Origin of the sequence: Burkholderia sp. Ac-20365 (genome assembly GCF_017104715.1) — a bacterium.
Lineage (GTDB): Bacteria > Pseudomonadota > Gammaproteobacteria > Burkholderiales > Burkholderiaceae > Paraburkholderia.
Window position 1 is genome coordinate 366,975 of the sequence record NZ_JAAGPI010000003.1, and the last position, 21,309, is coordinate 388,283.

The 21,309-nt window shown below is 58.9% G+C and carries 17 protein-coding genes and 2 pseudogenes; 6 read left to right on the forward strand and 13 right to left on the reverse strand.

The window, feature by feature from the left end:
* Positions 1–93: 93 nt before the first annotated feature.
* The gene (locus G3O01_RS07985) at positions 94–1,338 is read left to right on the forward strand and encodes an acyl-CoA dehydrogenase family protein (protein ID WP_205803970.1); all 1,245 of its coding nucleotides are present in this window, start codon (positions 94–96) and stop codon (positions 1,336–1,338) included.
* Positions 1,339–1,679: 341 nt separating this feature from the next.
* On the opposite strand, the gene G3O01_RS07990 is transcribed toward G3O01_RS07985, so the two are convergent.
* The 4 genes from G3O01_RS07990 to G3O01_RS08005 are packed head-to-tail and all read right to left on the reverse strand — an operon-like array spanning position 1,680 to position 5,922.
* Complete coding sequence (locus G3O01_RS07990; RefSeq protein WP_205803971.1) at positions 1,680–2,342, reverse strand: TniQ family protein; 663 nt, start codon at positions 2,340–2,342, stop codon at positions 1,680–1,682.
* Positions 2,308–3,288, reverse strand: coding sequence for an ATP-binding protein (locus G3O01_RS07995; protein ID WP_205803972.1), 981 nt, complete (start codon positions 3,286–3,288; stop codon positions 2,308–2,310). The genes G3O01_RS07990 and G3O01_RS07995 overlap by 35 nt, the downstream gene beginning before the upstream one ends.
* Positions 3,289–3,310: 22 nt before the next feature.
* Positions 3,311–5,302, reverse strand: a complete 1,992-nt coding sequence (locus G3O01_RS08000) for an integrase (protein WP_205803973.1) — start codon at positions 5,300–5,302, stop codon at positions 3,311–3,313.
* Positions 5,299–5,922, reverse strand: a complete 624-nt coding sequence (locus G3O01_RS08005; protein ID WP_241023769.1) for a hypothetical protein — start codon at positions 5,920–5,922, stop codon at positions 5,299–5,301. The genes G3O01_RS08000 and G3O01_RS08005 overlap by 4 nt, the downstream gene beginning before the upstream one ends.
* Before the next feature lie 189 nt (positions 5,923–6,111).
* Between G3O01_RS08005 and G3O01_RS08010 the strand changes: the two are divergent.
* From G3O01_RS08010 to G3O01_RS08020, 3 genes and pseudogenes are all read left to right on the forward strand, one after another.
* A pseudogene (locus G3O01_RS08010) lies at positions 6,112–6,375 on the forward strand (phage integrase family protein); the annotation flags it as partial.
* A gap of 729 nt (positions 6,376–7,104) precedes the next feature.
* Positions 7,105–7,773 (forward strand): annotated as a pseudogene (locus tag G3O01_RS08015) (tyrosine-type recombinase/integrase); the annotation flags it as partial.
* A gap of 173 nt (positions 7,774–7,946) precedes the next feature.
* Complete coding sequence (locus G3O01_RS08020; RefSeq protein ID WP_205803975.1) at positions 7,947–8,213, forward strand: DUF1488 family protein; 267 nt, start codon at positions 7,947–7,949, stop codon at positions 8,211–8,213.
* Between the two features lie 184 nt (positions 8,214–8,397).
* Here the strand turns inward: G3O01_RS08020 and G3O01_RS08025 are convergent, their stop codons facing one another.
* From G3O01_RS08025 to G3O01_RS08040, 4 genes are all read right to left on the reverse strand, one after another.
* Positions 8,398–8,871 carry a GNAT family protein gene (locus tag G3O01_RS08025; protein WP_205803976.1) on the reverse strand — a complete coding sequence of 158 codons (474 nt, stop codon included), beginning with the start codon at positions 8,869–8,871 and terminating at the stop codon, positions 8,398–8,400.
* Positions 8,872–9,018: 147 nt separating this feature from the next.
* Positions 9,019–9,339 carry a hypothetical protein gene (locus G3O01_RS08030; protein WP_205803977.1) on the reverse strand — a complete coding sequence of 107 codons (321 nt, stop codon included), beginning with the start codon at positions 9,337–9,339 and terminating at the stop codon, positions 9,019–9,021.
* A 17-nt stretch (positions 9,340–9,356) separates the two neighbouring features.
* On the reverse strand, positions 9,357–9,548 hold the full coding sequence (locus G3O01_RS08035; protein WP_205803978.1) for a hypothetical protein: 192 nt from the start codon (positions 9,546–9,548) through the stop codon (positions 9,357–9,359).
* 14 nt (positions 9,549–9,562) lie between these two features.
* Positions 9,563–10,000 carry a DUF29 domain-containing protein gene (locus G3O01_RS08040; protein ID WP_205803979.1) on the reverse strand — a complete coding sequence of 146 codons (438 nt, stop codon included), beginning with the start codon at positions 9,998–10,000 and terminating at the stop codon, positions 9,563–9,565.
* Positions 10,001–10,450: 450 nt separating this feature from the next.
* On the opposite strand from G3O01_RS08040, the gene G3O01_RS08045 reads away from it, so the two are divergent.
* On the forward strand, positions 10,451–10,708 hold the full coding sequence (locus G3O01_RS08045; protein ID WP_205803980.1) for a hypothetical protein: 258 nt from the start codon (positions 10,451–10,453) through the stop codon (positions 10,706–10,708).
* A gap of 241 nt (positions 10,709–10,949) precedes the next feature.
* Here the strand turns inward: G3O01_RS08045 and G3O01_RS08050 are convergent, their stop codons facing one another.
* Positions 10,950–11,228 carry an HU family DNA-binding protein gene (locus tag G3O01_RS08050; protein ID WP_205803981.1) on the reverse strand — a complete coding sequence of 93 codons (279 nt, stop codon included), beginning with the start codon at positions 11,226–11,228 and terminating at the stop codon, positions 10,950–10,952.
* Positions 11,229–12,096: 868 nt separating this feature from the next.
* On the opposite strand from G3O01_RS08050, the gene G3O01_RS08055 reads away from it, so the two are divergent.
* Positions 12,097–12,801: a 5'-methylthioadenosine/S-adenosylhomocysteine nucleosidase gene (locus G3O01_RS08055; RefSeq protein ID WP_205803982.1), complete on the forward strand. Its 705-nt coding sequence runs from the start codon at positions 12,097–12,099 to the stop codon at positions 12,799–12,801.
* Between the two features lie 542 nt (positions 12,802–13,343).
* Here the strand turns inward: G3O01_RS08055 and G3O01_RS08060 are convergent.
* The 4 genes from G3O01_RS08060 to G3O01_RS08075 are packed head-to-tail and all read right to left on the reverse strand — an operon-like array spanning position 13,344 to position 21,006.
* Positions 13,344–15,380 (reverse strand): DNA/RNA non-specific endonuclease, encoded by a 2,037-nt coding sequence (locus G3O01_RS08060; RefSeq protein ID WP_205803983.1) that lies wholly within the window; start codon positions 15,378–15,380, stop codon positions 13,344–13,346.
* A 54-nt stretch (positions 15,381–15,434) separates the two neighbouring features.
* Positions 15,435–16,502 (reverse strand): serine protease, encoded by a 1,068-nt coding sequence (locus G3O01_RS08065; protein ID WP_205803984.1) that lies wholly within the window; start codon positions 16,500–16,502, stop codon positions 15,435–15,437.
* Position 16,503: 1 nt separating this feature from the next.
* A complete protein-coding gene (locus tag G3O01_RS08070) occupies positions 16,504–19,944 on the reverse strand; it encodes a serine protease (protein WP_205803985.1) in 3,441 nt (1,146 codons plus the stop codon).
* A 9-nt stretch (positions 19,945–19,953) separates the two neighbouring features.
* Entirely contained in the window at positions 19,954–21,006 is a 1,053-nt protein-coding gene (locus G3O01_RS08075) for a hypothetical protein (RefSeq protein WP_205803986.1), read from the reverse strand.
* Positions 21,007–21,309 lie beyond the last annotated feature (303 nt).

A 21,309-nucleotide genomic window follows, 5' to 3' on the forward strand; every position in this document is an offset into this window, starting at 1 on the left:
GTGTGCGCGATGGCACATCTCGTGCTGTCTACTTTCGACGAAGAGAGTCTGATCGCTCCACCGCGCTCCACACCTTGACTTTAGAGAATGCACATGACGTCACAAATCGAACTGGAAAAATCACCGCTTTCATCCGGCACCGACTACGAACTACTGGCCGCCAAGTTCAGGCCGATCTTCAAGCGCATTGCGGAGGGTGCGCTCGAACGCGAGCGCGCACGTGCGCTGCCTTATGAGCAGATCATCTGGCTGAAGGAAGCCGGGTTCGGCGCCGTCAGAGTGCCGGTCGAGTATGGCGGTGCCGGCGCGTCGCTACCTCAGCTCGTGCAACTTCTGATCGAACTGGCCGAGGCCGACTCGAGCTTGCCGCAAGCATTGCGTGGCCACTTCGCTTTCGTCGAGGATAGGATCAACGCGGCGCCTGGCGCTGCCAGGGAGAAATGGCTTCAACGCTTCGTTGCGGGTGAAATTGTCGGCAATGCGTGGACCGAAGTCGGCGTAGTCAAGATAGGCGATGTGATCACACGCGTGTCGCGCAACGGCGGCCAATGGGTTGTCAACGGGACGAAGTACTACAGCACAGGAAGCATCTTCGCCGACTGGATCGACGTCTACGCGCAGCGCGACGACAACGGCACCGACGTCATCGCCGCGGTGAATACGCACCAGTCAGGCGTCAAGCAAAGCGATGACTGGGATGGCTTTGGCCAACGCACCACCGGAAGCGGGACCTCCGTATTCGAAAATGCGATTGTCGACGAGGAAAACATCATCGACTTCTCCACGCGCTTCAAATATCAGACGGCGTTCTATCAACTCGTGCTGATCGCTGCGATCGCGGGAACGGGCCGCGCGGCATTGCGCGACATTTCGGATGAGGTCCGCAAACGTACACGCATTTACAGCCATGGCAACGCGCCACGCGTCAGCGAAGATGCTCAGGTGCAGCAGGTGGTGGGACAAATCGCGGCGTGCGTGTACGCTGCAGAGGCGGCCGCTGTACGTGCGGCCGAACCGTCGCAAAGGGCGTACGAAACGCGCTTCGGCACCGACCGCAGTGCCGAACAGGCCGCAAACGTGGCAGCGGAAATCGAATCTGCAAAAGCACAGGTGGCTGCCGCGGGTCTGATTCTGCAGGCGACGACTGACCTGTTCAACGCGCTCGGAGCTTCCGGCACGAGCGAAAACAAACTGTTAGACCGTCACTGGCGCAACGCTCGCACCGCGGCATCGCACAACCCGCTGATTTATAAGGAACGGATCGTCGGCGACTGGGAAATTAACGGCAAGGAGCCGCCCTTCGTCTGGCAGATCGGCAACAGCCGAACGGCCACCTAGTCCGCTACCGCCAAGGCGTGCGTCGTCGAGTGGGTCGGTCTCGCGGCCGGTCCGCTTCGATCTCCGATGCCACGCAATCAACTGCCTCGACGACCACGCGCTTGCGTCTACTTCTGCGCCGAAATCTGCTTTGCGCGAATCGTAGAAAAAAATAAGTTTGTCACCTCTTGCGGAATAAATTCGTCAACCCAACGCTAGTCAATCTGGTCGATAGCAGGAATCTCACACAATCAATGGATTGAGACGAGCGAATTAAAGTTGACACCTCTTGTCCACACGCGAAGTGTCAATCCGAGATGAAAACGACTGAAGCCGACGATCGATTGCTCACGTTCTGACGTTTAACCCCAGCATCGCGCAAAATAACGACGCGTGAATGCCGTGCGATGCTCCGGTATCATCGGCCGTGCAATATTCGGTAACCAGTAAGGTCGGGTGTATGGCATCAGACAATTTCCACACCGGTATGGTGCCTCTAGTAGTTGCACGTTCACGCGATAAGGAGCCTCACAGCCACAGCGCTGACACATCGCTTCGAGCGCGCAACGATGTGCTGGACACTGATCCGTTCCTTCGAACTGGTGTACGACACTGTGATACCCCCGCGACAGGCAGCGTCGACAGTAGCGAAATACGCCTTTACAACTTCGCTGCTCCCTTTGCCTGATCAGCGAGGCGCGAAGCGTTTTTAACGGCAAGCCGAGTGTGAGCCGAAGACGATCAACATCGATGACGTCCTGACAAGGCGCAATACCTTCATAGGGGTCAACGTCCGGCCCCACGAGCCGCGCAAGTACAGTGCCGGACAAGCCATTGGCTCTTTCAAATTTCCATAGTATCGAGATCAGTGACTCATGCGGGTAGAGCCACTGCTTCCTGAACACATAACCCAGCGCCGGTGTCAGCCTGCTTTCGTCTAGCGCGAGAATCGGGAATTTCAGGGCCTGCAGTGGCGCGACGGGCGCGACGCTACGCCGCTGCGACAAGGACGCGGCCGGTTGCATGGCGGGTCTGTATATAACCACACTGGCGCACTGCGTGCTCCCACAGGATCTGGTCCGGACAGTAATCGCGCGCGTCTCTCAGTTCACTGTCCTTGAGAACGATCTCGACTGCACGTGCGAACGACTCCATCGGAATCTCCAGTTGGCCAGGGAGATTTGCCTTGTGATGAGCGGCCTCGAATGTATTCCACAGCGTATCGGCATCATTGACCAAACGATATCCGCCATCGAAGGCTTGCGGAACGTAGAAGCGCGTGAAGCTCCATGCACTTCCTTCCGGGTAGGCGGTCTGATCGTAGCCGTCCAGACACGTCGCAACATCGTGTGCATTGCGAATACCGTAAAACGACAACTCTTCAACCATCAGACGTGCAACGATCTGAGTTTTGCCCGCGACCTGCAACGCAGTCTTCTGCGCGAGCAGTTCCTGCTGCCCAACCAGGAACGTGAACAGCTTGATCTGTTGCCGGTCTAGCGCATCGTGTACATCGCGTAACCATTCATATTCGTTGTCGTTGTAGCGCTGTGCTTCATCACAGAATAGCAATACCACGCCACTACCTGCACGGGATGCCGCCTGGCGGATCCTGAGCGTCAAACGCATCCGCTTTGACTGGCTAGACCCGGCGTTGGGATCCGGATCACCCACCGCCTCCAGCAGATTCGAAAAAAACGGTCCTTCTGCATGCCGTGGCTTATGCTCGCATTGTGCGTGATAGCTCGTCATCCGCCGATAATTGCGCGCCATTAGCAGTCTTACATATTCAATCGCCCGGGTCTTCCCGATGCGTGAGGGACCGTAGATGAGCGCACCCATGATCCGGTAATGCAGGCACCGGGCGACGAGTTCATAGAACGCTTCGATCGCTGGTGTGGCGATGCGATAGTTGCCTGTCACCAGCGGGTGTAGTGACGGATCGACTGGACGAGGAATATCTAGCGACATAATGCCCTCCAACGAGGGAGTGTTAAAAGACCTGGCCGTTACCTATAGTGAGTCTTCGAGGACGCGTCGGTGTCCGCACTACGGGTTCCCTTTCTGGCTTTGCTTCCGGCGACCGATTGGATACCGTTGTCGCGACCATCGCGGCTTTGGCGGGACCGACAGGTGTGCGTGCAGTTGGTGCAGCGGAGAGCATTCTCTTCGCCTGAGCAAGCTCGGAGGCCGCCCTGCGCGCCTTCTTGGCCTTCGTGAGTTTGTCGTGCACGTATTCTTCAATCGGGTTGGCATAACCCGCCGTATCCGAGCGTCGGTTTCCCTTCTCCTTCAGGATTTGCTGTCGAAGTTTGAGGTTGTGTGGTACCACTCGCCACGCTCCCTGTGCGTCAAGAACGCCAAGCTCTGCGCCATCCGGCAGAAATGCACGCACGCTACGCAGGTCATCGGCATTCACATAGACAAGCAACCGCCTGCCAATCAGGTGCGTGCTGCATGCGAGCGTGTCACTCGTATAGCGCGCGCCGTACAGGTTAATGTGCGGACGGACGCCCTTCTCGAGATAGGCTCGCACCGGGCACCGCATCGCTGACTGCATCAGGCATAACGTGCGGCGATGATGTTCTGGCAGCCACATAAGCAGCTGCTGCCTGCCACGAACAAAATACTCCATCGCCTCCAGTGGCGTGACGTTGTTGAGACCGGCGTGCGGCGTTCCGTGGTAGCTCGCGATCGCGAACTCGATGAGTTCATCCAGCTCATCGAGTGAAACATACAGTCGCAGGTTGCCCTTCGGGTCTGCCAGTGCCCGTCGGAGATCACGGGTATGTGAGCCCGTGTAGCCCGGTAGTCGGGACGACAGTCTGCTGGCTATGGTGCCAAAGAACCGCTCGATATACGGCCGCTCATCTGGGCTATACGTAGGCCCGGCGTCAACACAGCAGCCGACAAATTCACACAAGGCGGCACGCGACTCGTTCGCTAGATTCGCCTTCGCGTTGTCAAGCTTCATCCATTCCCATGTGACGTAAGCGAGTTCTGCCAGCCGTTGGGACGGGAATCCATCACGCGGTCCATACGCAAGGCCTGGAATCGTAAAGCATCTGGCGCGATGCGGTTCCAGCGCATTCTCAATGGTCTTGATTACGTCATAGCGGCTGTATTCGCGTCCGAGCGCGATGTGATAGCCAAGAACCGCCCGGGTGCACACGTCGATGATCGCAAGCAGCCACACCCGCTCAATCTCGAACGCCTGCTCGACACCCAACTGGTCAAGTACTACGACTTTAAGCCGGATATCGAGCCGGTGACCGTCAAATTCCACGACCTGATATGGCCTGGTAGCAGCCGGACTGCGAGCTTCCTCGCCATGATAGGGCAGACCTTTAAGATGCGAGGCTCCCGCTGAGCGGGCGGCCGTTGCGAACGTGTGCAGCATCTCTGCTTTCAGATGCGCAGCAAGCGAGCGTATCCCGCGGCCATCTGTATTGAATGGATAATCTGCAACTGTGATCCCTGCATCACGGCATCGACAGAGAAACTCGGCGTGCAGCGGTTTCAGTCCTCGCAGTCGCGTATGCAAACGGCCTTCAGTATGTATCTGGACGAGTACCACGCGACGACGCTTGACCTGCAGACGTAACCACGCTGACAGGGCAGTGTGGCGTTCAAGAAGCTGAGAGAATGCACCAGCAAGTCCACGGCTGCCCCGCTCTCCTCTCACCGCAATCTGGCCAAGTCGGGCATATTCCTTGACCCTCACATAGCTTTGCAACCCGCGGAAGCCAAAAATCCGTCCGTCCGGATGAGGTGCCAGTGCACGTTCCAGCCATCGATAGATCTGGCGACGGTTCACACCGGCTGATCGCTCGATGTCCCCTATAGCGTCACCGCGTGCAAAGCGCTCAATCGCCTGTATCCGGTTCGAGAAAACCTTGCGCGCCCTCGCCTCATAATCCGTCCATGCAACAGTAGGCCACGACGCGAGATCGAGCGCCTGCAATTCAGGCTTGCGACGACTCATGATAGGCGCTCGCGGGAAGTAAAGCGGGTCATCAACGACAATGCGTCGGACCACAGTTCAGAGGCACTGGCGCGACCCGCATACAACAGCCAGAACGCCGCCGCCCGGGCGAGAATTGGATCACCACCTGAAAACTCGCGCTCGATTGCAAGTAGTGACTGTGGGCCGGAGATAAAGCACTGCACGGCATCAAGGAGGGCAGCAGACATCAGGTCGCGTGTGACCACGATACTGGGCAGCATGCGCTTCCAGTTATCAATCCACATCCGCGCCGCAGCCAGATCTGTGTAACTCACGGCCCGAACGCTCGCCGCCTCGTCATCGCGGGAACCGAAGTCATACTCGGTGCCGTCCTTGATTACCGCCCCCGGCAGAACGATCAGTTCCTGCCGATCTGATAAGGCAATCCAGAAGTCCACGAGTTGTCGCTGTCCATCAGCTTCAACGTATCCGGGACGCTCGCAAAACGTGCGTACCGTTGGGTCGGTTTCGATCAGGATCCACTGATCAAACGCGCAGCGCCGATATAGCGTCAACCGCCGGTTCAGCTTCGGACTGAACGCTTCTATCCAGTGCGCACCGCGTGGCCGGACGAGTGCAACGGGCTCAGGAGTCTTCATACATTCCTCCATGAGATCAATACATTAGTCGCGAGATTCGAAGTCTAGAACGCGAATTGACGAATTTAATGCGTATTTATGCGAATTGACTGATTTATTTGGCCTCGATTGCGAATAAAAATGTCAAGCTATTCGGCGGTGAGCCCCCGTCGCGCCCTTAACCGCGATTCTTGATTGACAAATTCATTTGGATTTACGAAAGCGGTGCCCGGGCTCGGCGTGGCCAGCGCCCGCGCGATCGAGGCGTTCTTCGCCGCGTGGCCGGCTCTCACGGAAAAGGCGCGTGCGCTGGTGGTCACCCGCCAGCGCAACGACATCGTGCCGTGGGAGGCGATCCGCCTGCCGTACGAGGTCGACGGGTCAGCGGGTACCTTCCGCGCCCCGCGTGCCACCTGTACGCTCGATGCGACCAGCGACTATCAGGCAGTCCAGACCTGGCTCGCGCTGCACGAATCCCCCGCGACCGTAGTACAAGACAAAACTGTCAACCTTTCCAAAATAAGATTGTCAATTGATTTAATGGCGACCATCCCGAGTGATAAAAACATCATAAAATCAATAGACTAGATATCCTGCACTGGAACTATCGGCGCTTCCTTCATGCGAAGCGTCAACTGAAAGGTCGCAACGCGAAATTCGACGTGCGGACTTGCTAAGAGGATCGACAGGCATCACGTCATCGGTAAGCGACGCCGCTAGTCAATCGCGGCCTATGCGGAACTGACCTTGTCTCGGATGGTCTCGGGGTATCGGCATCTAAGGTTACGAAAAAGCCTACCTTTCCAGCATATGATTTGCATCGGGGCTTGCCATCCCTCAATCAATTCGCAGTCCATATCAAATAGAAACTGGTTCTATAAATGGAGACCGTTTATCTTCTAGGCGGCGAAGACCTCTAAGATCAGATACGAGTGCCGCAAGTCGGGTCTTTTGATGTTGTAAGCTATACCTACCGCCTCGCCGTACTCGCAACGACGAAAAACACAATACTATCAATTGTTTGGGTGGCCACTTTGGTCTTCGAACATCAGTTGACTACTTTAATCCGATCTCATGTGAGTTGACGGTTTTGTTTCGTTGGAAGTGAAATTGATCTTGTCAGCCCAATCCCGCGCTTCCCTATCCAGCTTGCCTTTTCGGGGATTCTGGATTGACAGAATTATTTCGGCTTACGGCAGCAGTCCGACTGCGCTCGACGCCTCGCGCGCCTTTACGGACGGCGAATGGGCGCTGGTGCGCACGATCGCTGACGGGCTCGAGTGGTCCTATGGATGGAGCGCACCCGCCGCGCAGCGGCTGCGTTTCCTGCTCGATCTCGGCTACGCGACCGGCCTGCGGGCCAGCGAACTGGTTGGCGCAACCCTGGGCCAGGCAGAAACGGATGCACGCGGTGAACACTGGTTACGGGTTACGGGTAAAGGCAAAAAGCTCGCACGCGTCGCGCTGCCGCCGCTCGCGTGGGAGGCACTCGCGCGCTATCTGGCCGAACGGGGTCTGCCAGTTGTGCCTGTGCGCTGGCATCCGTAAACGCCCGTCATCGGCAGTCTGGAGACGGACAGCGGCGCGGCTATCAGCAGTGCACGCCTGTGGGTCGTGATGCGACGGTTTTTTTTGCTTGCCGCGAAGTCGATCGAAGCGGATCACGCGCCGCTGGCCGACAAGCTGCGGCGGGCCAGCCCCCACTGGATGCGCCACACGCACGCCACGCACGCGCTGGGCAGCGGTGCGGAACTGACCGCCGTGCGCGACAACCTCCGGCACGCCTCGGTCTCCACCACTTCAATCTACCTGCATAGCGATGAGGTCAAACGCGCGCGCCAGTTCGCGGAGGCCTTCGCCGTTCGAAAATGACGCTGCGGTATGTGCAAACCGGGTACATGTGCGGCCAGCTTACGGTGAGCTTCTTCAGGATCATCGAAGGCGAAGCGTCACAAACCAGGCAGCGATCGGGTACCCCAATATTCACGCCGCATTCTCTGTGCAACAATCATTCAACCGCTTCTTTGCCTTCCGTGCTGATTCCCATGGACACCCTTGAAGTCGCCCCTCAGGTGCTCGCCGGTCGCGGCGTAGCGTTCAGCCTTCCTGGTCCCCAGGGGATAGTTGAATGCGTGGTGACGATCAGGGCATTGCAGGACTGCTTCTGGCTTGAACCCCAGGCCGATGACATCCGGATCCTGCGCGCCTTCCAGAATAGCTACGGCCGTATCCGCGCGATCGCCGAGCGCAAGGTGCTCGCTCATCCAGCCACGCACCTCGAACTGACGGCCGCCGATTTCGCGCGCCCGTGAACGCGTAGCCATGTCATGTTCGAGTTTTCCGATCAGTAATCGCCGCCGTTGCGGCCAGCGTGCTCGAACCATTTGCGATTAGCAGCTTGCGCAGTCTCCGGGCTGTATTCGCGGCCGGACGCAACCAGCGCAGGTTCGTCAACGTCCGTTCGGCGCCATCGATGCTGTCCGTGTTCCGATCGCTTCAAGTTGCAACCTGAAGCACGTATTGAAGCGCCGGTTTTCCGCTGAACTGATCCGTTATCTTCTGCGGCTCGCCCAACCCGATCTTTTCGGCTACCCGCTGCGAAACAGCGTTGTCAGCGCCGACGATCGCTTCAATGCAAAAGCTTTTCACGCCTGCGCGCCCAAACCCGTGTTGCATTTCGGCAATCGCTGCAAGAACTAAGTCTGATGCAGATCCGTGCCCCCTATATACGGGAGGCACCGCATAGCCGAGTTGAAAGCAAGCAACGCCTTCGATCGGCTCGACAACGACGAAGACACCAAGCGACGTGACCGTCTTGCCATCTAGGCGTACGTAGGTAAAGCGAGGCTTACCGTTGGGATGGTCCAGATGGACAAAAAGCTCGCGATCCAGCTTGCATCTTTCGGGCGTCAGTAAGCCATCACGCAAGGCTTCCTGAAATGCAGTGAGCGTGTCGGTCGGATCAGTCATTCGCGGCACATCGTTGCCACGCTGCTTGGCTTGCTCTACTCGCTGAATCCCGCGACCCTCGTTGCTTTGCTTGTCCCATGTGCCTCTCTCGTTTTCCGTTCTCTCTGATTTCGGGCACGCGAAAATCGCTGTTGTGTTTCCGTTGTCTCAATGCCCTACGGAATTGTGACCGCGGCGGGAGGCCCGAGAGGCCGCCGCGCCTACCAGCATCGCGATACCTGCGATTAGGAGCACCACCGGCAGCCGGAATCCGACGATGACGTATCCAGATAGCCATTGAAAGACCGATTCGAACGCCGCATCGGGTGCTGGCAAGCCGACTACGAAAAGCAAAGCGCCAAAATAAATCAACAGCGCGGCGGGCGCGAGCCATAAGCCGAAAACGCGCCCCATGTCTTGAAAAAGTCTAAAGACAGCCCACACTACCCCGATCGGCGCCAGCAGCACGAAGAAAAGCACGCTAATCATTTTTAGTTCCTGTTTTCCTACGGGTTCGAGCCTGATTTGTCGCCCTTCATAAATCCAATGGCGATGCAGGACATGCCGCCGATCAACCCAACGGTTGCGCCGACAGCAGACCACGCATAGCCGTGTACTAAGTGGTACGGCAGAGTTATTCCGCACATGCCAACCATCAAGCCACCGAACGAGCCAAAGAACACGTTGCTCTTGGTCATATTGCTGTTTTCCGTTATTCGGGATGAAATTCTCGCGACAGCACGTCATCGACGGACCACGGTAGTACTTCGGGGAACACATCAAGATCAAGGCCCGTTTCGTTGCTCGCGAGACTACGCGCCTTCGACCAGACGATGTCGAGCCAAGCCGCATCGTTAAACTTGCCGCGTAGGCTCGGCGCTTCATTGAGCACGTAGTCCACTTCCTTGCGCTGCGTGCGGATCGTGAACTGCCAGCTTTTGCTGCGACGTGACGGCTGAAATTGCCATTTCAACAGATGCGCGAGAAGTACCGACATGCGGCTCGCCAGTTCACGTTGCTCACTCTTGCCCACGTCCTCGATCTCCTCGGCGATATGCTCGACGTCGATGGCCGACAGTTTGCCAGCGCGCAGCAGCGCGGCTTGCTCGCCCGCCCACGCCACTACGTCCTGTTCGTATCTCGTTCCCATGACAGCTCCCTATCGAGACATTGATTAGATTATATGGTGCACATGTGCACCTCGTCAATGCCCTTTTGGAACCTTGCCAATCGTCTTTCTGGCATGTTCAAGGACGTTGATTGGGCATACCCGCCGCCGTGCACTATCAGGTGCTGCGAGATATGCTTTCCACGTGGATAGGGCAATTGGGAACGCTTGCCCCTTGTTCAGGGCGGCAAGCGCATCAGCCTGCGTAAGTCCGGCCTGCTCGATAAGGGCGCGTAGCGCGATGCCGTTGTCAGTAGCCTCGTTCATAGCTCAACAATTTGGTGTACAAGTGCACCAAGCATAACACGCTCGACAGTGCATTACCGGCCTTCGGGGCACACCCCGGCGCGCACCGCTGGCCCAGAGGCAGGCCCCGCATTCGGGGATTGTGCTACCTCGTGGTCGGCGAGCTTGTGGCCATGGCACGCACGGGTGTGGCTCAGGACGGATCATCTGGTCGAACTCTCGCTCGTCTGGATGCGCGCCAACGGTGTGAATCCAGAATGGCGGGACCGTATCGGCATAGTCCGCATGGCGGTCGACCGGGCACCCGACAGCCTGGCGATGTTCGGGCTCACGACCGAGAAAGCCATGGCTTTACTTTTTACGAACGGTGGCTGTCTCGATTATCGCGTGCCACTCGTGGGCCAGATTCACGATCAGTTTGCTGCGAGATTGCAGCCCGCGTAGACACACCGTGCGAGCCTCTATCCGCGAAGGGCCTTCCGTGAGAAATTCTCGCCACGAAAAAACGCCCACGGCCGGTATGGGCGGTGGGCTTCAACACGCACCAAAAGTCAGGGGTACTGCTTCTTTTGGAGCCGTCGATGCTACATGGGGTCCGTTAACGGAGCAAGCCACCCGACCGAAAACAGTCAGGTGATCAACGCTCCCTCGCGGTAGCCAGGCCGCCCGTCATGTCGGGCCGATATCAGCCTGCATTGACAGCGTCCTTGAAGGCCTTGCCTGCCGTGAACTTGACGGTCTTCGCCGCCGCAATTGTGATGGTCTCGCCGGTAGAAGGATTGCGACCGGTGCGTTCCGCGCGGGCCCCCGTCGAAAATGAGCCGAATCCGATCAGCTGGACTGTGTCGCCGCGCGTGACTGCGGCCGTGACGGCCTCGAGAATGGCGTCAATGGCTTCGCCTGTGCTGGCCTTGCTTTCGCCTGTGGTAGCAGTAATAGCGTCAATCAGTTCGTGCTTGTTCATCTGTCAGTCTCCCTTTGTGTAATAAGGTCCGCGATGCTCGCGGACCGGTCGCCACCCTACCGCACGGGCGCTGTCCCGGCAACCTTCGTCTTGACCGAGAACGTAGCACCTCGCCTCACATGCCCCCGTCCTGTCGGCTGCTTTTTCGGCGCAGCTGGATTGGGTTACGGTGTGCCAGACAGTTAGTTGCGCGATGGCTCACTTGCAGTTCGCAGTTCTGAGTCTGCATGGTCAGGATCGGTATGCTTCGCGATGATTCTTGACCCACGATGATTAAACAAAAACCCTACGGGCTCCACACATGCAACAGCGACGCATGACTACACGACGCTCGTTAGTGGTCGCTGGTTGCGCAACCCTTCAAGCGAAAGCGCCCGACCTCAAGGATCTGAAGCCCCCAAAACGGCAACGTGCCACGTCTCAGGATTTATGTAAAAATTGGATAACGCTGGGCACTTTCAGCGCGACAACTCTAAGACTAACCACCTTCTGGCAGCCTCAAAGGTCGTAATCCGACTAATGTCGAATTCCATCTTTGCGATTCGGGTTGCATAGATGATCACCAATCGAAATAAGCGCGACAAGACCGTTCGATGCAAAACCAATATTTGAAGTTACTACGGGGAAGAAGCAAAGACGTTCCTTCCCATCGAAAGCTTCCGATCTAAGTGTCAAGATAGCTTTCCGAGGCTAGGTGTTGATAAAACTACAGCGGAATACATGTCGTATCGTGCCTTAGGCCAGATTACGACTCTCCCGGGCGACATGTCCCATGTCCTCTCTTGCGATATTTTAAACACGTTGCCCGACTACTATGAATCGTTTATTGATGCCTGTGCCACAACACTGATTCATTCTACGAGCGACGTTGAATTATCGAAGGTCGTTTCAGTACTTATTGCACTCGATTCCGCAGGTTTCACAGATTTTCGAATCTCAAAACTCCTATTTCTATGCGGCGTTAGCTGCTCACTGCAGTCAAATGGGACCAGTGACCGCTGCTCTCACAACACAAGCACTAGTCTACGAATTTCGACCGCGGGTGGTGGTAATGACGGGGATCTGCGGTGGGATTGACTCCAAGATTCAACTAGGCGATCTAATCATCGCTGACCGCAGTTGGGACTGGCAAAGCGGAAAGTGGAACGCAGATGGAGAGTTTGAGGCGGCACCTGATCAGTTTTCAGCGACACCGGGGTTACTCCAGGCGGCGCAAGCAGAAAGTGCCAGTCTTCCCGAACTTCGATCCTTATTTAGAGGTCCCGCACCGAAAGAAGTGAATCTCATTCCAGGCCCAATGGTATCCGGTAGTGCTGTCGTAGCCAGAGCGTCGATGCACGAGATGTTTAAACGCCAGCATCGGAAAGCATTGGCGGTCGACATGGAGTGCTTCGGCGTATATAGCGCATGCAACTCTGTCACGTCAGCGAAGCCAGCCGTCGTTTGTTTGAAGTCCGTTTCCGATCTCGCAAACCGCGATAAGGGAGACGATTATCAGCCATTTGGCAGCTATATCAGCGCGAAATTTGCGGAGCGTATGCTCGATCGATTTTTTCAAGACTTAAAGTATTGAAGTCTGGATCGTGCCTCTGACCTCTTGCGGGCACGCTCGATTCGCGGTATCAAGATTCATCAACTCGACTACGACTACTCGGAACTCACTGGCCGCTTTTCAGTGCGCGAGGTCACCATGCAAACGCCGTCCAGCGAACTGTCCAAAATTCAGTCATGCAAACGAGTCATTACTCGATCTTGGTAGATGGTTTCCACATTGGGAACAGTCTCCTGGGAGTTCACTCCTCGAATCATCGCACGTCGAGTCTCAGCATATTCGCGCCCGGCCGCCGTAGCCCTGCCCATGACCTAGTTCATTGTTGGTATTGCCGGCGCGGGCTTGGCAGCATCATCGGGAGCGGCGTTCACCGCGACCTCGGCCCGCTCTCCGATTTTCGGATTTTCTTGAGCACCTTGGGCATGGCGTTCCGGCTTTTATCGGGCAAGGCGAGACGTCGGCCTTTATCCGCGTCCGTCGCCATCAACAGTGCCAATACACCACGAGCCAGCGGATCGGTTCGCCGCGTGCCCGGTGCGTCCGCCATGCCCGTTCGAACCAAGTCAATACCGAATCTGCCGCCAATCTGTAAGCACGCACGTGTCTGGCAATTCTGTCTCGATGAACCGATCCGCGTGTGTCAAGGCGCCGAACGACACGCCGGCTTGAGTTTCGATCCAAGCTAGCGATCGCTGATATGTCTTGAACGCACCGAAGACAAATTCATCACCGGTGACGAGTTCTTTCTGCGCCATCGAATAGCCGGTCACGCTCAACTCTCCGGTCGTGTCGTGTACGAACGCAATCACTTTCCAGAACGTCAGCGGAATCCGCACGCCGTCGCGCAACGGGTCCGAAGCAAGCAATACCGGGCCGCTGATGACGCAGATTTTCATGCTGTCTTGGCGCGCGTGCTTTAGCGCATAGTCTTCCAGCCCGAGCCACAGACCGGCGTTGAGGCTTTGCATTTGCGGTACGACATTAGTGACGTGCATCGAATCGGCGTTGCCGCGCTCGGCTTCGGCGGCTGTGCCCCATGCCGGATCCTCGCGTCGCGTCATATGCCCCCGGCTGAACTTCGGCGGATTGCCGTAGCACTCGCGTAAGATCTGCCGATCTTTCGGAATGCGCGGGTCCAGCATCCATCCCGGCCGGATTGTTCTTCTATATCGATTGCCGTCTATATTCACCGCGCTGAAGAAACACATCCGGCGAGTCGCGTGCATCACCACCGAAAAATGTAGATAGCGAAGTTCCGTCTCCCGCTCGTTGCCATCAAACGAAAAGGAGAGCACCTGATCGGCGTCACGTACTACGCGCGGCAGCGCCACGTCGATGCCGTCACCGAGAAAATTGCGCAAGAACCCCTGCCGGCCCACGTAGTCCTGAGGTTTGCCTTCCGGTTCGACCTCGATGTCTGTGTCGGGCGATGAGGGAGCCGCAAGCGAGGCCACGACGCTGACCGACGATGTCGCGGAAGGCGTCGACGTGGCATGCACGCCGCCGTCGAGGCGAGCGATGAGGTCGCCAACATCGATCGTGACGTGAAGCGGAATCGTCAACGCAATCTGCTGGCGCGGCGACGCAGCCGGCTGAACCTGTACCGGCAAGCCCGGCCATTGCTCTACGCCCTGCTTCGTCGCAGACAGTGCGGACCGCTTGCCGCTCAGCACGCGATGTAATGCCTCTTCGAGTAACGCCGCCGGAACCGCGTAGTTGGCCTTCAGGAAGCGTCCAGCAAAATGCAGCCCGAGCGCGTGTCCGGTGGCGAGGTCGACGATCAGCGATCCCGAGTTGCCGCCAAGCGTCGTGCAGTCGTGGAGCAACGCCGCGTCGTCCGCGAAGGTGATCTGCCCCGGCGCGAAGCGCTTGCAGTCGTACACGTTGCCGAACAGCCGGTCCATCAGCGGCGCATCCGGAATCCGGCTGTCGCGCGCAGGATAACCGATAACGGCCACGGTCTGCGCCAGACGGCTGGGACGCGTCGACAGTTTGACCGGCGCCGCGAAATCCGACTCTGCAATGCGGAGAAAGGCGAAATCCGGCCCGTCGTCTTCTTCGATATGGAGCACCTCGCGTAGCGCCAGTACACGCCGTTCTTCACGCTCGAATTCAGCGAGGAAATTCACGTCGACTTCCATCGACGGTTGACCGACGCCGATCCTGAACGTGAAACCGTCGCCGGAGCGCTTCGCAAATTCGCGCGCCACGTGGCGGTTGGTGACCATCACGTCCGACCGAATCAACCATCCGGTTCCGACCCAGGTCAGGTACGGATGGCCTTTCAGTTCGATCCGTCCGACGCCGCGAATTGGCTGATTCAACACGGCGCTCGCCTGCGCAATCCGCGCGCGCCACGTCTCACTCTCGGCAAACTGCACGTCGAGGCGCACCGCGTCCTCGCGAATCCCCAGCACGGGACGGCCGGTGCGTAATACGATGGTTTCCGGCGTCAACGCGGCCGCATCGGATCCGTTTCGTGGCACAAACGCGACTTCCGGCGTGGCGGCCCGAAGACGCCGCTGAAGTTCCTCGCCGAGTTCCGGATCCTGCGCCCGGAGCATGCGAAGCTTTTCGATAACCGCTGCCTGATCGACCATTGACGGAGTCCTTTTTGCTGGAAAACGATGCCTGCGCGACGTGCGTCGCGGCGGCTAGAGCTCAATGCCCTTCGCAACAATGCCCCGCAACACCCGCGCGATTGCAATACCTTCGTTTTTCGTCAGAGCCGCCTGCCCCGCTACTTCCTGCGGCCGGCCGCCCGCTCGGTGCAACGCAATGACGTTGCCGTCGGGGTCCAGCACGGGCGACCCCGACGAACCCTCCTCCGTGTCGCTGAGATATTGCACGACCTGATCGTCGCAATACGTGATCTGGTTGCGCGCATACGCGATCCGTTTGCGCTGACCGTTCGGGTGCTGAACGATGAAGGCGCCTAGGCCGGAACGCGCGATGACGCCATGATCCAGACGAAGCGTCGGCACGCCGTCGGGAATCGGCGCCGCGACGCGAATCACACCCCAATCGTCCGCGCCGTCGGCGATGATGGAAGCGGGCAGGCACGCGATCGCCCGGCCGTCGAGTCCAGTGCCCGCGGCATCGTCCTCGTAGCCGAACGTGGCGGTGACAGCGACAGGGTCCAGCCCCTCCGGCCTGAGTACGTGACAGTTGGTCAACAGCAGGTCGGGGCCGATACGAAACGCGGTACCCCTCGCCTCGCCGAGCGCAATCGTGACCTCCAGACGACACACGGCGGGCATCAGCGCGTGCACCCGTTCCAGAGCCGCAATCAGCGGTTTCAGTTGACCGCTGCGCAGCGTCAGATCGTCGTGAAACAGCAGCGCTTCAGGTTCGCTGACGTCATCACTGCCGTGGCGGAACCTCGGTTTGCCGTCGCTGTCGCGCGGTTCCGGCTGGACGCGTGGACGACGATCGTCCAGTAGCGCGGTCAGAAAGTCGTGCGACGGGCTGCGCGGAAACTCGGTCGCCGCAAGTTCGACGATACCTCGCGTCAAGCCTGCGGGCGCCGCGCAAGTGAGAATCTCGTACCAGATCATGTAGGGCGACTGGTCAGTATTGATCCGGTAGGCCCCGATCCCCGCCTTGTCTGCCGCGAACGCCGCCGCTTTCGAAGTCGGGTAAAGCCGGGTCAGCGTAAGATGCAGATCGCGCGCGACAGACAGATGGAACGGATACTGCGGTTCGTCGAATAGCGAACTCATGTCACACCCCCTTGGAAAGGCTGCCCGCGAAACGATCCACCAGCATCTCGAGCGGATTGGAGGCAGTGCAACAGAAAGCGAGCGCGCTCGCCCGGGCCTGGTTTGCTTCATCCAGCCGGACATGGCGATCGGGACTGAAATTCTCCAGGTACCAGTCGATCCCGCGGTCAGACAGAATACTTTGTGGTGTGAGTTTGCCGAGAAGATCGCGGACGTCGCTTTTTCCCACGGTGAGCCGCAAGCCGGGAATCGCCGCGAAAATCCCCAGCGTCGACAGTATCGAGTTCGTCAACGCGTTGAACGTGTACTGCTCCATGATCTGCATGAAAACATCGAACAGGCCATATCGCGACGCGATGGCCCATCGGCGCCAAGCGCCGTCGAGAATAACTCTGGCTGCGGGAGGAACGCTCCTTGGCCACGAGGCGACTTCCACGGGCCGGTCCCGGGAGATGCCTTGCCAAACAGAGTCGAGCCCCGGTGGTTCAGCGCCCCAGCCTTGATGCAAACGCCTAAGTTCCTCGAACGTCCGAAGCAGACTGCGAGGTGTGTGTGACTGTGCCGTCAGATCGATGGTCACCCCTAGATCTTTCGATAAACGGGCCCCTTGCGCCAGTGCCGTGGCAAGTCTCGGCAATAAAACGTCGACGGGGGTCAGCCACGTCATCCGTCTGCGCTGGTTCTCGGTGGCGCCTTCCAGTTCCTGAGCGAGTTGCAATTCGTCGTTCAGGTGCATGTTTAAGCGTATTCGCGTGGCGAGGACAGCGCCGAGTTCGACCACATGATCTGTCCGGTCCAGCCAGCGCTCGGACAGACACCATTCCTTGAGGATGTCGTCCGCTTTCTTGAACTGGCTCTTTTCCATCTGAATCAATGCGGCAAGCATTGCGCGCTCGCGCACGATCGAAATTTCGGCCGTCGTACCCGCCCGGGTCAGCAACTCCAATGCAGAGGCGGAAAGCGTCTGCTTACGCAATAGATAGGCTTTATGAAATAGCAGAGGATCCTGATCGCCACGCTCGGCGCGTTCGTCGAGAATACCCGACACGCTCTCATCCAGCCCGCGGGAACGTGCGGACCGGATGCGCTCCGCCGCATCCGCTTCCCATACCTCCAGCGGAACCTGATCCAGCTGCGCCATGCCGAGACGCGCTTGTAGCCACCGTTTCGCGTCGCCCTTGAGGCTTTCATCCGCATAGACCAGATACGCGCCGCAGCCGTCGCGCCAAGCGCTGTTAGCGCCTTCGACATCGTCGAGGCGTAGCCGGTGATAAACGAGCTCGGCGGCCATTTCAGGGTCGTCTGTGTCCTGCGAACGGTACCACGCCGACGCGCGTTCGTCGATCTGGCGAACCATCGCGCCATCGGCTTCTTCGAGCACCTCAAGCGCCGAGGCCCGTATCTCGTGCCGCAGCCTTACGGCTTCGGTGCCTTCGACCAGCGACACCTCGCGGCAAATCTCGCGAAACCACTCGTCCGGCTCGCCGTCAGGCAGCTCGACGATTCCCTCCAGCACCGGCCGGATCATATTCGCACTAAACCGTCTTAGCACCAGCGTGCCCATGGTCAGTTTCTGGTAGGCAGGGTTCTGCACGCGATTGATGATGCGGTCGTATAGAAAGCCTATGAGGATTTTCTCGGGCAGTTGCTCCGGCAAATGGTCGATCCGGCCGCCGGCCAGCGCGAGACGGTGCGCCAGATGTAGGATCAGCGGCAAACCTCGTGAGCGCGTCACGACCTCTTCCCGCACAACCGGTTCCGAGATGCCGTGCGTGGTGAGCCACGCGCGCGCGGTATCTGGCGGCAGACCGCCAAGGGGCAGCGAGCGGACCGCGCGTCCGTGCAGTTCCAGCGCGTATTGTGGCGCCCGCCCCGACACGATCACGCGCAGCCGATCGAGTGTGCTGCTCAGGCGTTCCAGCACCGGCCAGAGTTCCTGATACCGCTCTGCGTACTGGGCGACTTCGAAGCTGTCGAGCACGAGCAGCAATGGCCGACTACCGGCCTTGTCGTCGATCTGGCGGGCGAGCGCGTCGGCGCATCCGGCCCAGTCTTGCGCGTCGATATCGACGGGCTCGAACCCGTCGATCTGTGTTCTGCACTGGTCGAGCAGCGCCGCGAGAACCGACCGGGCGTTATCAGGCGCGAGGTCCGCGCGATCGAAGTCGAGCCACAGTAGCAGCAGGTTCTCCGGCAACGACTGAATGAAGCGGGCCGTCAGCGCGGATTTGCCGACACCGCCTACGCCGTAAATCGTCATCGCAGCCGGCTGGGACTCGTCGAACCACGCCGCGAGTACCTTCAGCTCTTCTTCGCGGCCGACGAAATCCTCTCCGGCGATTGTGAGCAGACGGTTGCGCGTGCGCCGCTGTTGCAGTGCCCGGTTCACTTCGAACGACGTAGGCAGCTCGTTCGGGACGTCGGCGAACCAGCGAATGATCTGAAGCCACCAGGCAAGTTCTTCCTCGGTGGTGTCCGACAGCGCGTACGGCGCGCCGGCCAGCACCCGCGCGACCACCCTGCCCGCCGCGGACTGGTCGTCGACGGGCGCGGCGAGCCGCAACGCTTCCAGCGAACCCGCCGCGCGGATGGCGGATTGCCGTGCCACCGGCTGCAACGTCCACTCCTTCGCATGCGGATTGACGACCAGGGGCTGCATGCGGACGCGATCCGTTCGGGACAATCCATCGGGGGAGAACGTGGAACGCAGTGCGAAACCCGTCAGTTGCCGGTCGGACGTTTCGGGTTTGCCACGCTTGTGCGTCTCGCTGAGCGCACTCGATGCCCGCGATACGTCGGCCAACTGGTGATGCCGATAGATCTCGTCGCGATATCTGGAGGTTTGTAACAGCTCCAGCAACCTCGCCCGCGTGATGCCGCGGCTGATGTCTCCCTGAGACGCCATGTGAATTCCGATCACGCGCCAGTCGCTATCGAACACCGGTGCGCCGCTGCTGCCGGCTGTCGTATGCGCGTCATAACCCAGCATGGTGGCGCTGCGCTCGACCAGTTCTCCGGGGCTGAAGCGCACTTCGTCAGGCGGAAAGGACACCACCGAGATCGGGGCACCGGGATCGAGCGTTGCCACGCTCAGGCGCAACGGCGGTACGCGGGCTATCACATCCAATTTCACCAGCGCGATGCCGTAGCCGAGTTCGTCGCCCAGTCGCTCCACAGCCTCTATGGTTGTCCGCACAAACGACTGCTCGTACGGTGCGCGACCGAGGCTAAATCGCACGGTCAACTCACTTTGCGCCGAATCCCGCCCGTCGAGAAAAATATGATCCGGGAAGACGACGAGCGACGGTGTGATTAGCCAACCCGTACTATCGGTGTACGCGCGGCCCGATTCGACCGTCACTTTGACGACCGCCCTGATCGCCCGCCGCAGCCCGCTCGAGAATTGCAGAGCGTTGAACGACGGCTTACTGGTCTCGATCATGAGAGCGCCTCACAGGTTCGTCAGAAGGAGGTTCAGATCGTCGTTGATGGTTTCCAGCCGTTGCGCGTCCGGAACCTTTTTCGCATCGACCCGCGCGATTGCTTCGTGTGCGAGCTTCGCCGCGTCTTCAGCGGCCAGCGCTTTCCCGTGGTACTTCGTCCAGCGAAGCAGGAAGTCGCCTATCTCGCTTTCGTTAATGTCCGCGACCCGCAGCCGGTCTTCCTCCCAAGAGCTCTTCTTCCATCTGGTGGGGACGGGTCCCTCCGGATAGTCGATAAGCACCAGCCGAAACCACTTGGCAAACGTCGGCTTGAGCATGTTTAGCGCCATCTGATCGAACAGGGCGCGAATCCGCGGGTCGAGCGCCGGGACACCGTCGATCAGACCGAGATCGTCGGCTACGATCCACGCACCCCTATTGCGCTCCTCCGCACGGCGAAGCATGCTGGTGCACGCTGTCTTGAACCAGGCCTCGTCGGTGGTCTGCACGTCCGGCAGCCCCCCTCCACCCAACTCTGCGAAGATCTGATCGAGTACATCTTCGGCGGTCGCGACCAAACCAGCACAGAGATAAGCGCAATTGATGCCCAGCGACTCGGCCTGACGAAAGACGATTTCTCTGGAATACGTCTTGCCCGATCCCCGTTCTCCGCGGATCAGCAGTACCTTCTGCGCAGCTTTCGGCTGCGCGAGCCGTTTCAACGCGTCACGCAGATTCACCCGATTCACGAAAATCGGGCCGTCGGACACACCGGCCGCTTCGACCGGATCTTCCGCGTCTTCCAACGCCTTGAATGCGGTGTTGACGAAAGGAAAGTTTCTTTCGCGCAAAAGCTCGCCGAGTCGACGGAGCAATTGGGCAGCCGCCAGCCTGTCCAATACCTCCGTCCACATTATGTCCGCAGCCCCTGGAGCGATGGGGGTGAGGCCTGGCCCGCACGAATTCATGAGCAGCGAGATCTCCGGCTGCAGCTTGAACGCTGTGTATAGCTGGCGATGGAAATGCTGCGCTTCCTCGCGATGCCACGGATAACGTTCCGTTTCGAAGTATGGGTGAGCCAAAACCGTTCTCCTGCTTGCGTGCCTATCATGCTCAAGATTGGCTATTCTATTTTCGCCGCAGAGTTTAATGGAGCGGCCGGTCGATGACCATGCCATATTGCTCAACATTTTGGCGAGGGCCGGACTGTCAGGGTGAAGGCGCACACAGGCAACCTCGGACTGGTGTTGTTCGTCGCGAGCGAGATCGCAAAAGCACACCACGGCACTATCGAGACTCGATCTGACGATACGGCTACAACTTTTTCGGTGTCACTGCCACGCAAGCGTGGAGTCGGGCAAAGTGCCTGAGAGGTCATGACTCGC

Coding starts and splice junctions, on each gene's coding strand:
- G3O01_RS08000 (WP_205803973.1), bottom strand. CDS start 5,302: ATGAGTCGTCGCAAGCCTGAATTGCAGGCGCTCGATCTCGCGTCGTGG.
- G3O01_RS08020 (WP_205803975.1), top strand. CDS start 7,947: ATGGACACCCTTGAAGTCGCCCCTCAGGTGCTCGCCGGTCGCGGCGTA.
- G3O01_RS08050 (WP_205803981.1), bottom strand. CDS start 11,228: ATGAACAAGCACGAACTGATTGACGCTATTACTGCTACCACAGGCGAA.
- G3O01_RS08025 (WP_205803976.1), bottom strand. CDS start 8,871: ATGACTGATCCGACCGACACGCTCACTGCATTTCAGGAAGCCTTGCGT.
- G3O01_RS08065 (WP_205803984.1), bottom strand. CDS start 16,502: ATGAGTTCGCTATTCGACGAACCGCAGTATCCGTTCCATCTGTCTGTC.
- G3O01_RS08005 (WP_241023769.1), bottom strand. CDS start 5,922: ATGAAGACTCCTGAGCCCGTTGCACTCGTCCGGCCACGCGGTGCGCAC.
- G3O01_RS08070 (WP_205803985.1), bottom strand. CDS start 19,944: ATGATCGAGACCAGTAAGCCGTCGTTCAACGCTCTGCAATTCTCGAGC.
- G3O01_RS07990 (WP_205803971.1), bottom strand. CDS start 2,342: ATGCAACCGGCCGCGTCCTTGTCGCAGCGGCGTAGCGTCGCGCCCGTC.
- G3O01_RS08040 (WP_205803979.1), bottom strand. CDS start 10,000: ATGGGAACGAGATACGAACAGGACGTAGTGGCGTGGGCGGGCGAGCAA.
- G3O01_RS07995 (WP_205803972.1), bottom strand. CDS start 3,288: ATGTCGCTAGATATTCCTCGTCCAGTCGATCCGTCACTACACCCGCTG.
- G3O01_RS08030 (WP_205803977.1), bottom strand. CDS start 9,339: ATGATTAGCGTGCTTTTCTTCGTGCTGCTGGCGCCGATCGGGGTAGTG.
- G3O01_RS08035 (WP_205803978.1), bottom strand. CDS start 9,548: ATGACCAAGAGCAACGTGTTCTTTGGCTCGTTCGGTGGCTTGATGGTT.
- G3O01_RS07985 (WP_205803970.1), top strand. CDS start 94: ATGACGTCACAAATCGAACTGGAAAAATCACCGCTTTCATCCGGCACC.
- G3O01_RS08060 (WP_205803983.1), bottom strand. CDS start 15,380: ATGGTCGATCAGGCAGCGGTTATCGAAAAGCTTCGCATGCTCCGGGCG.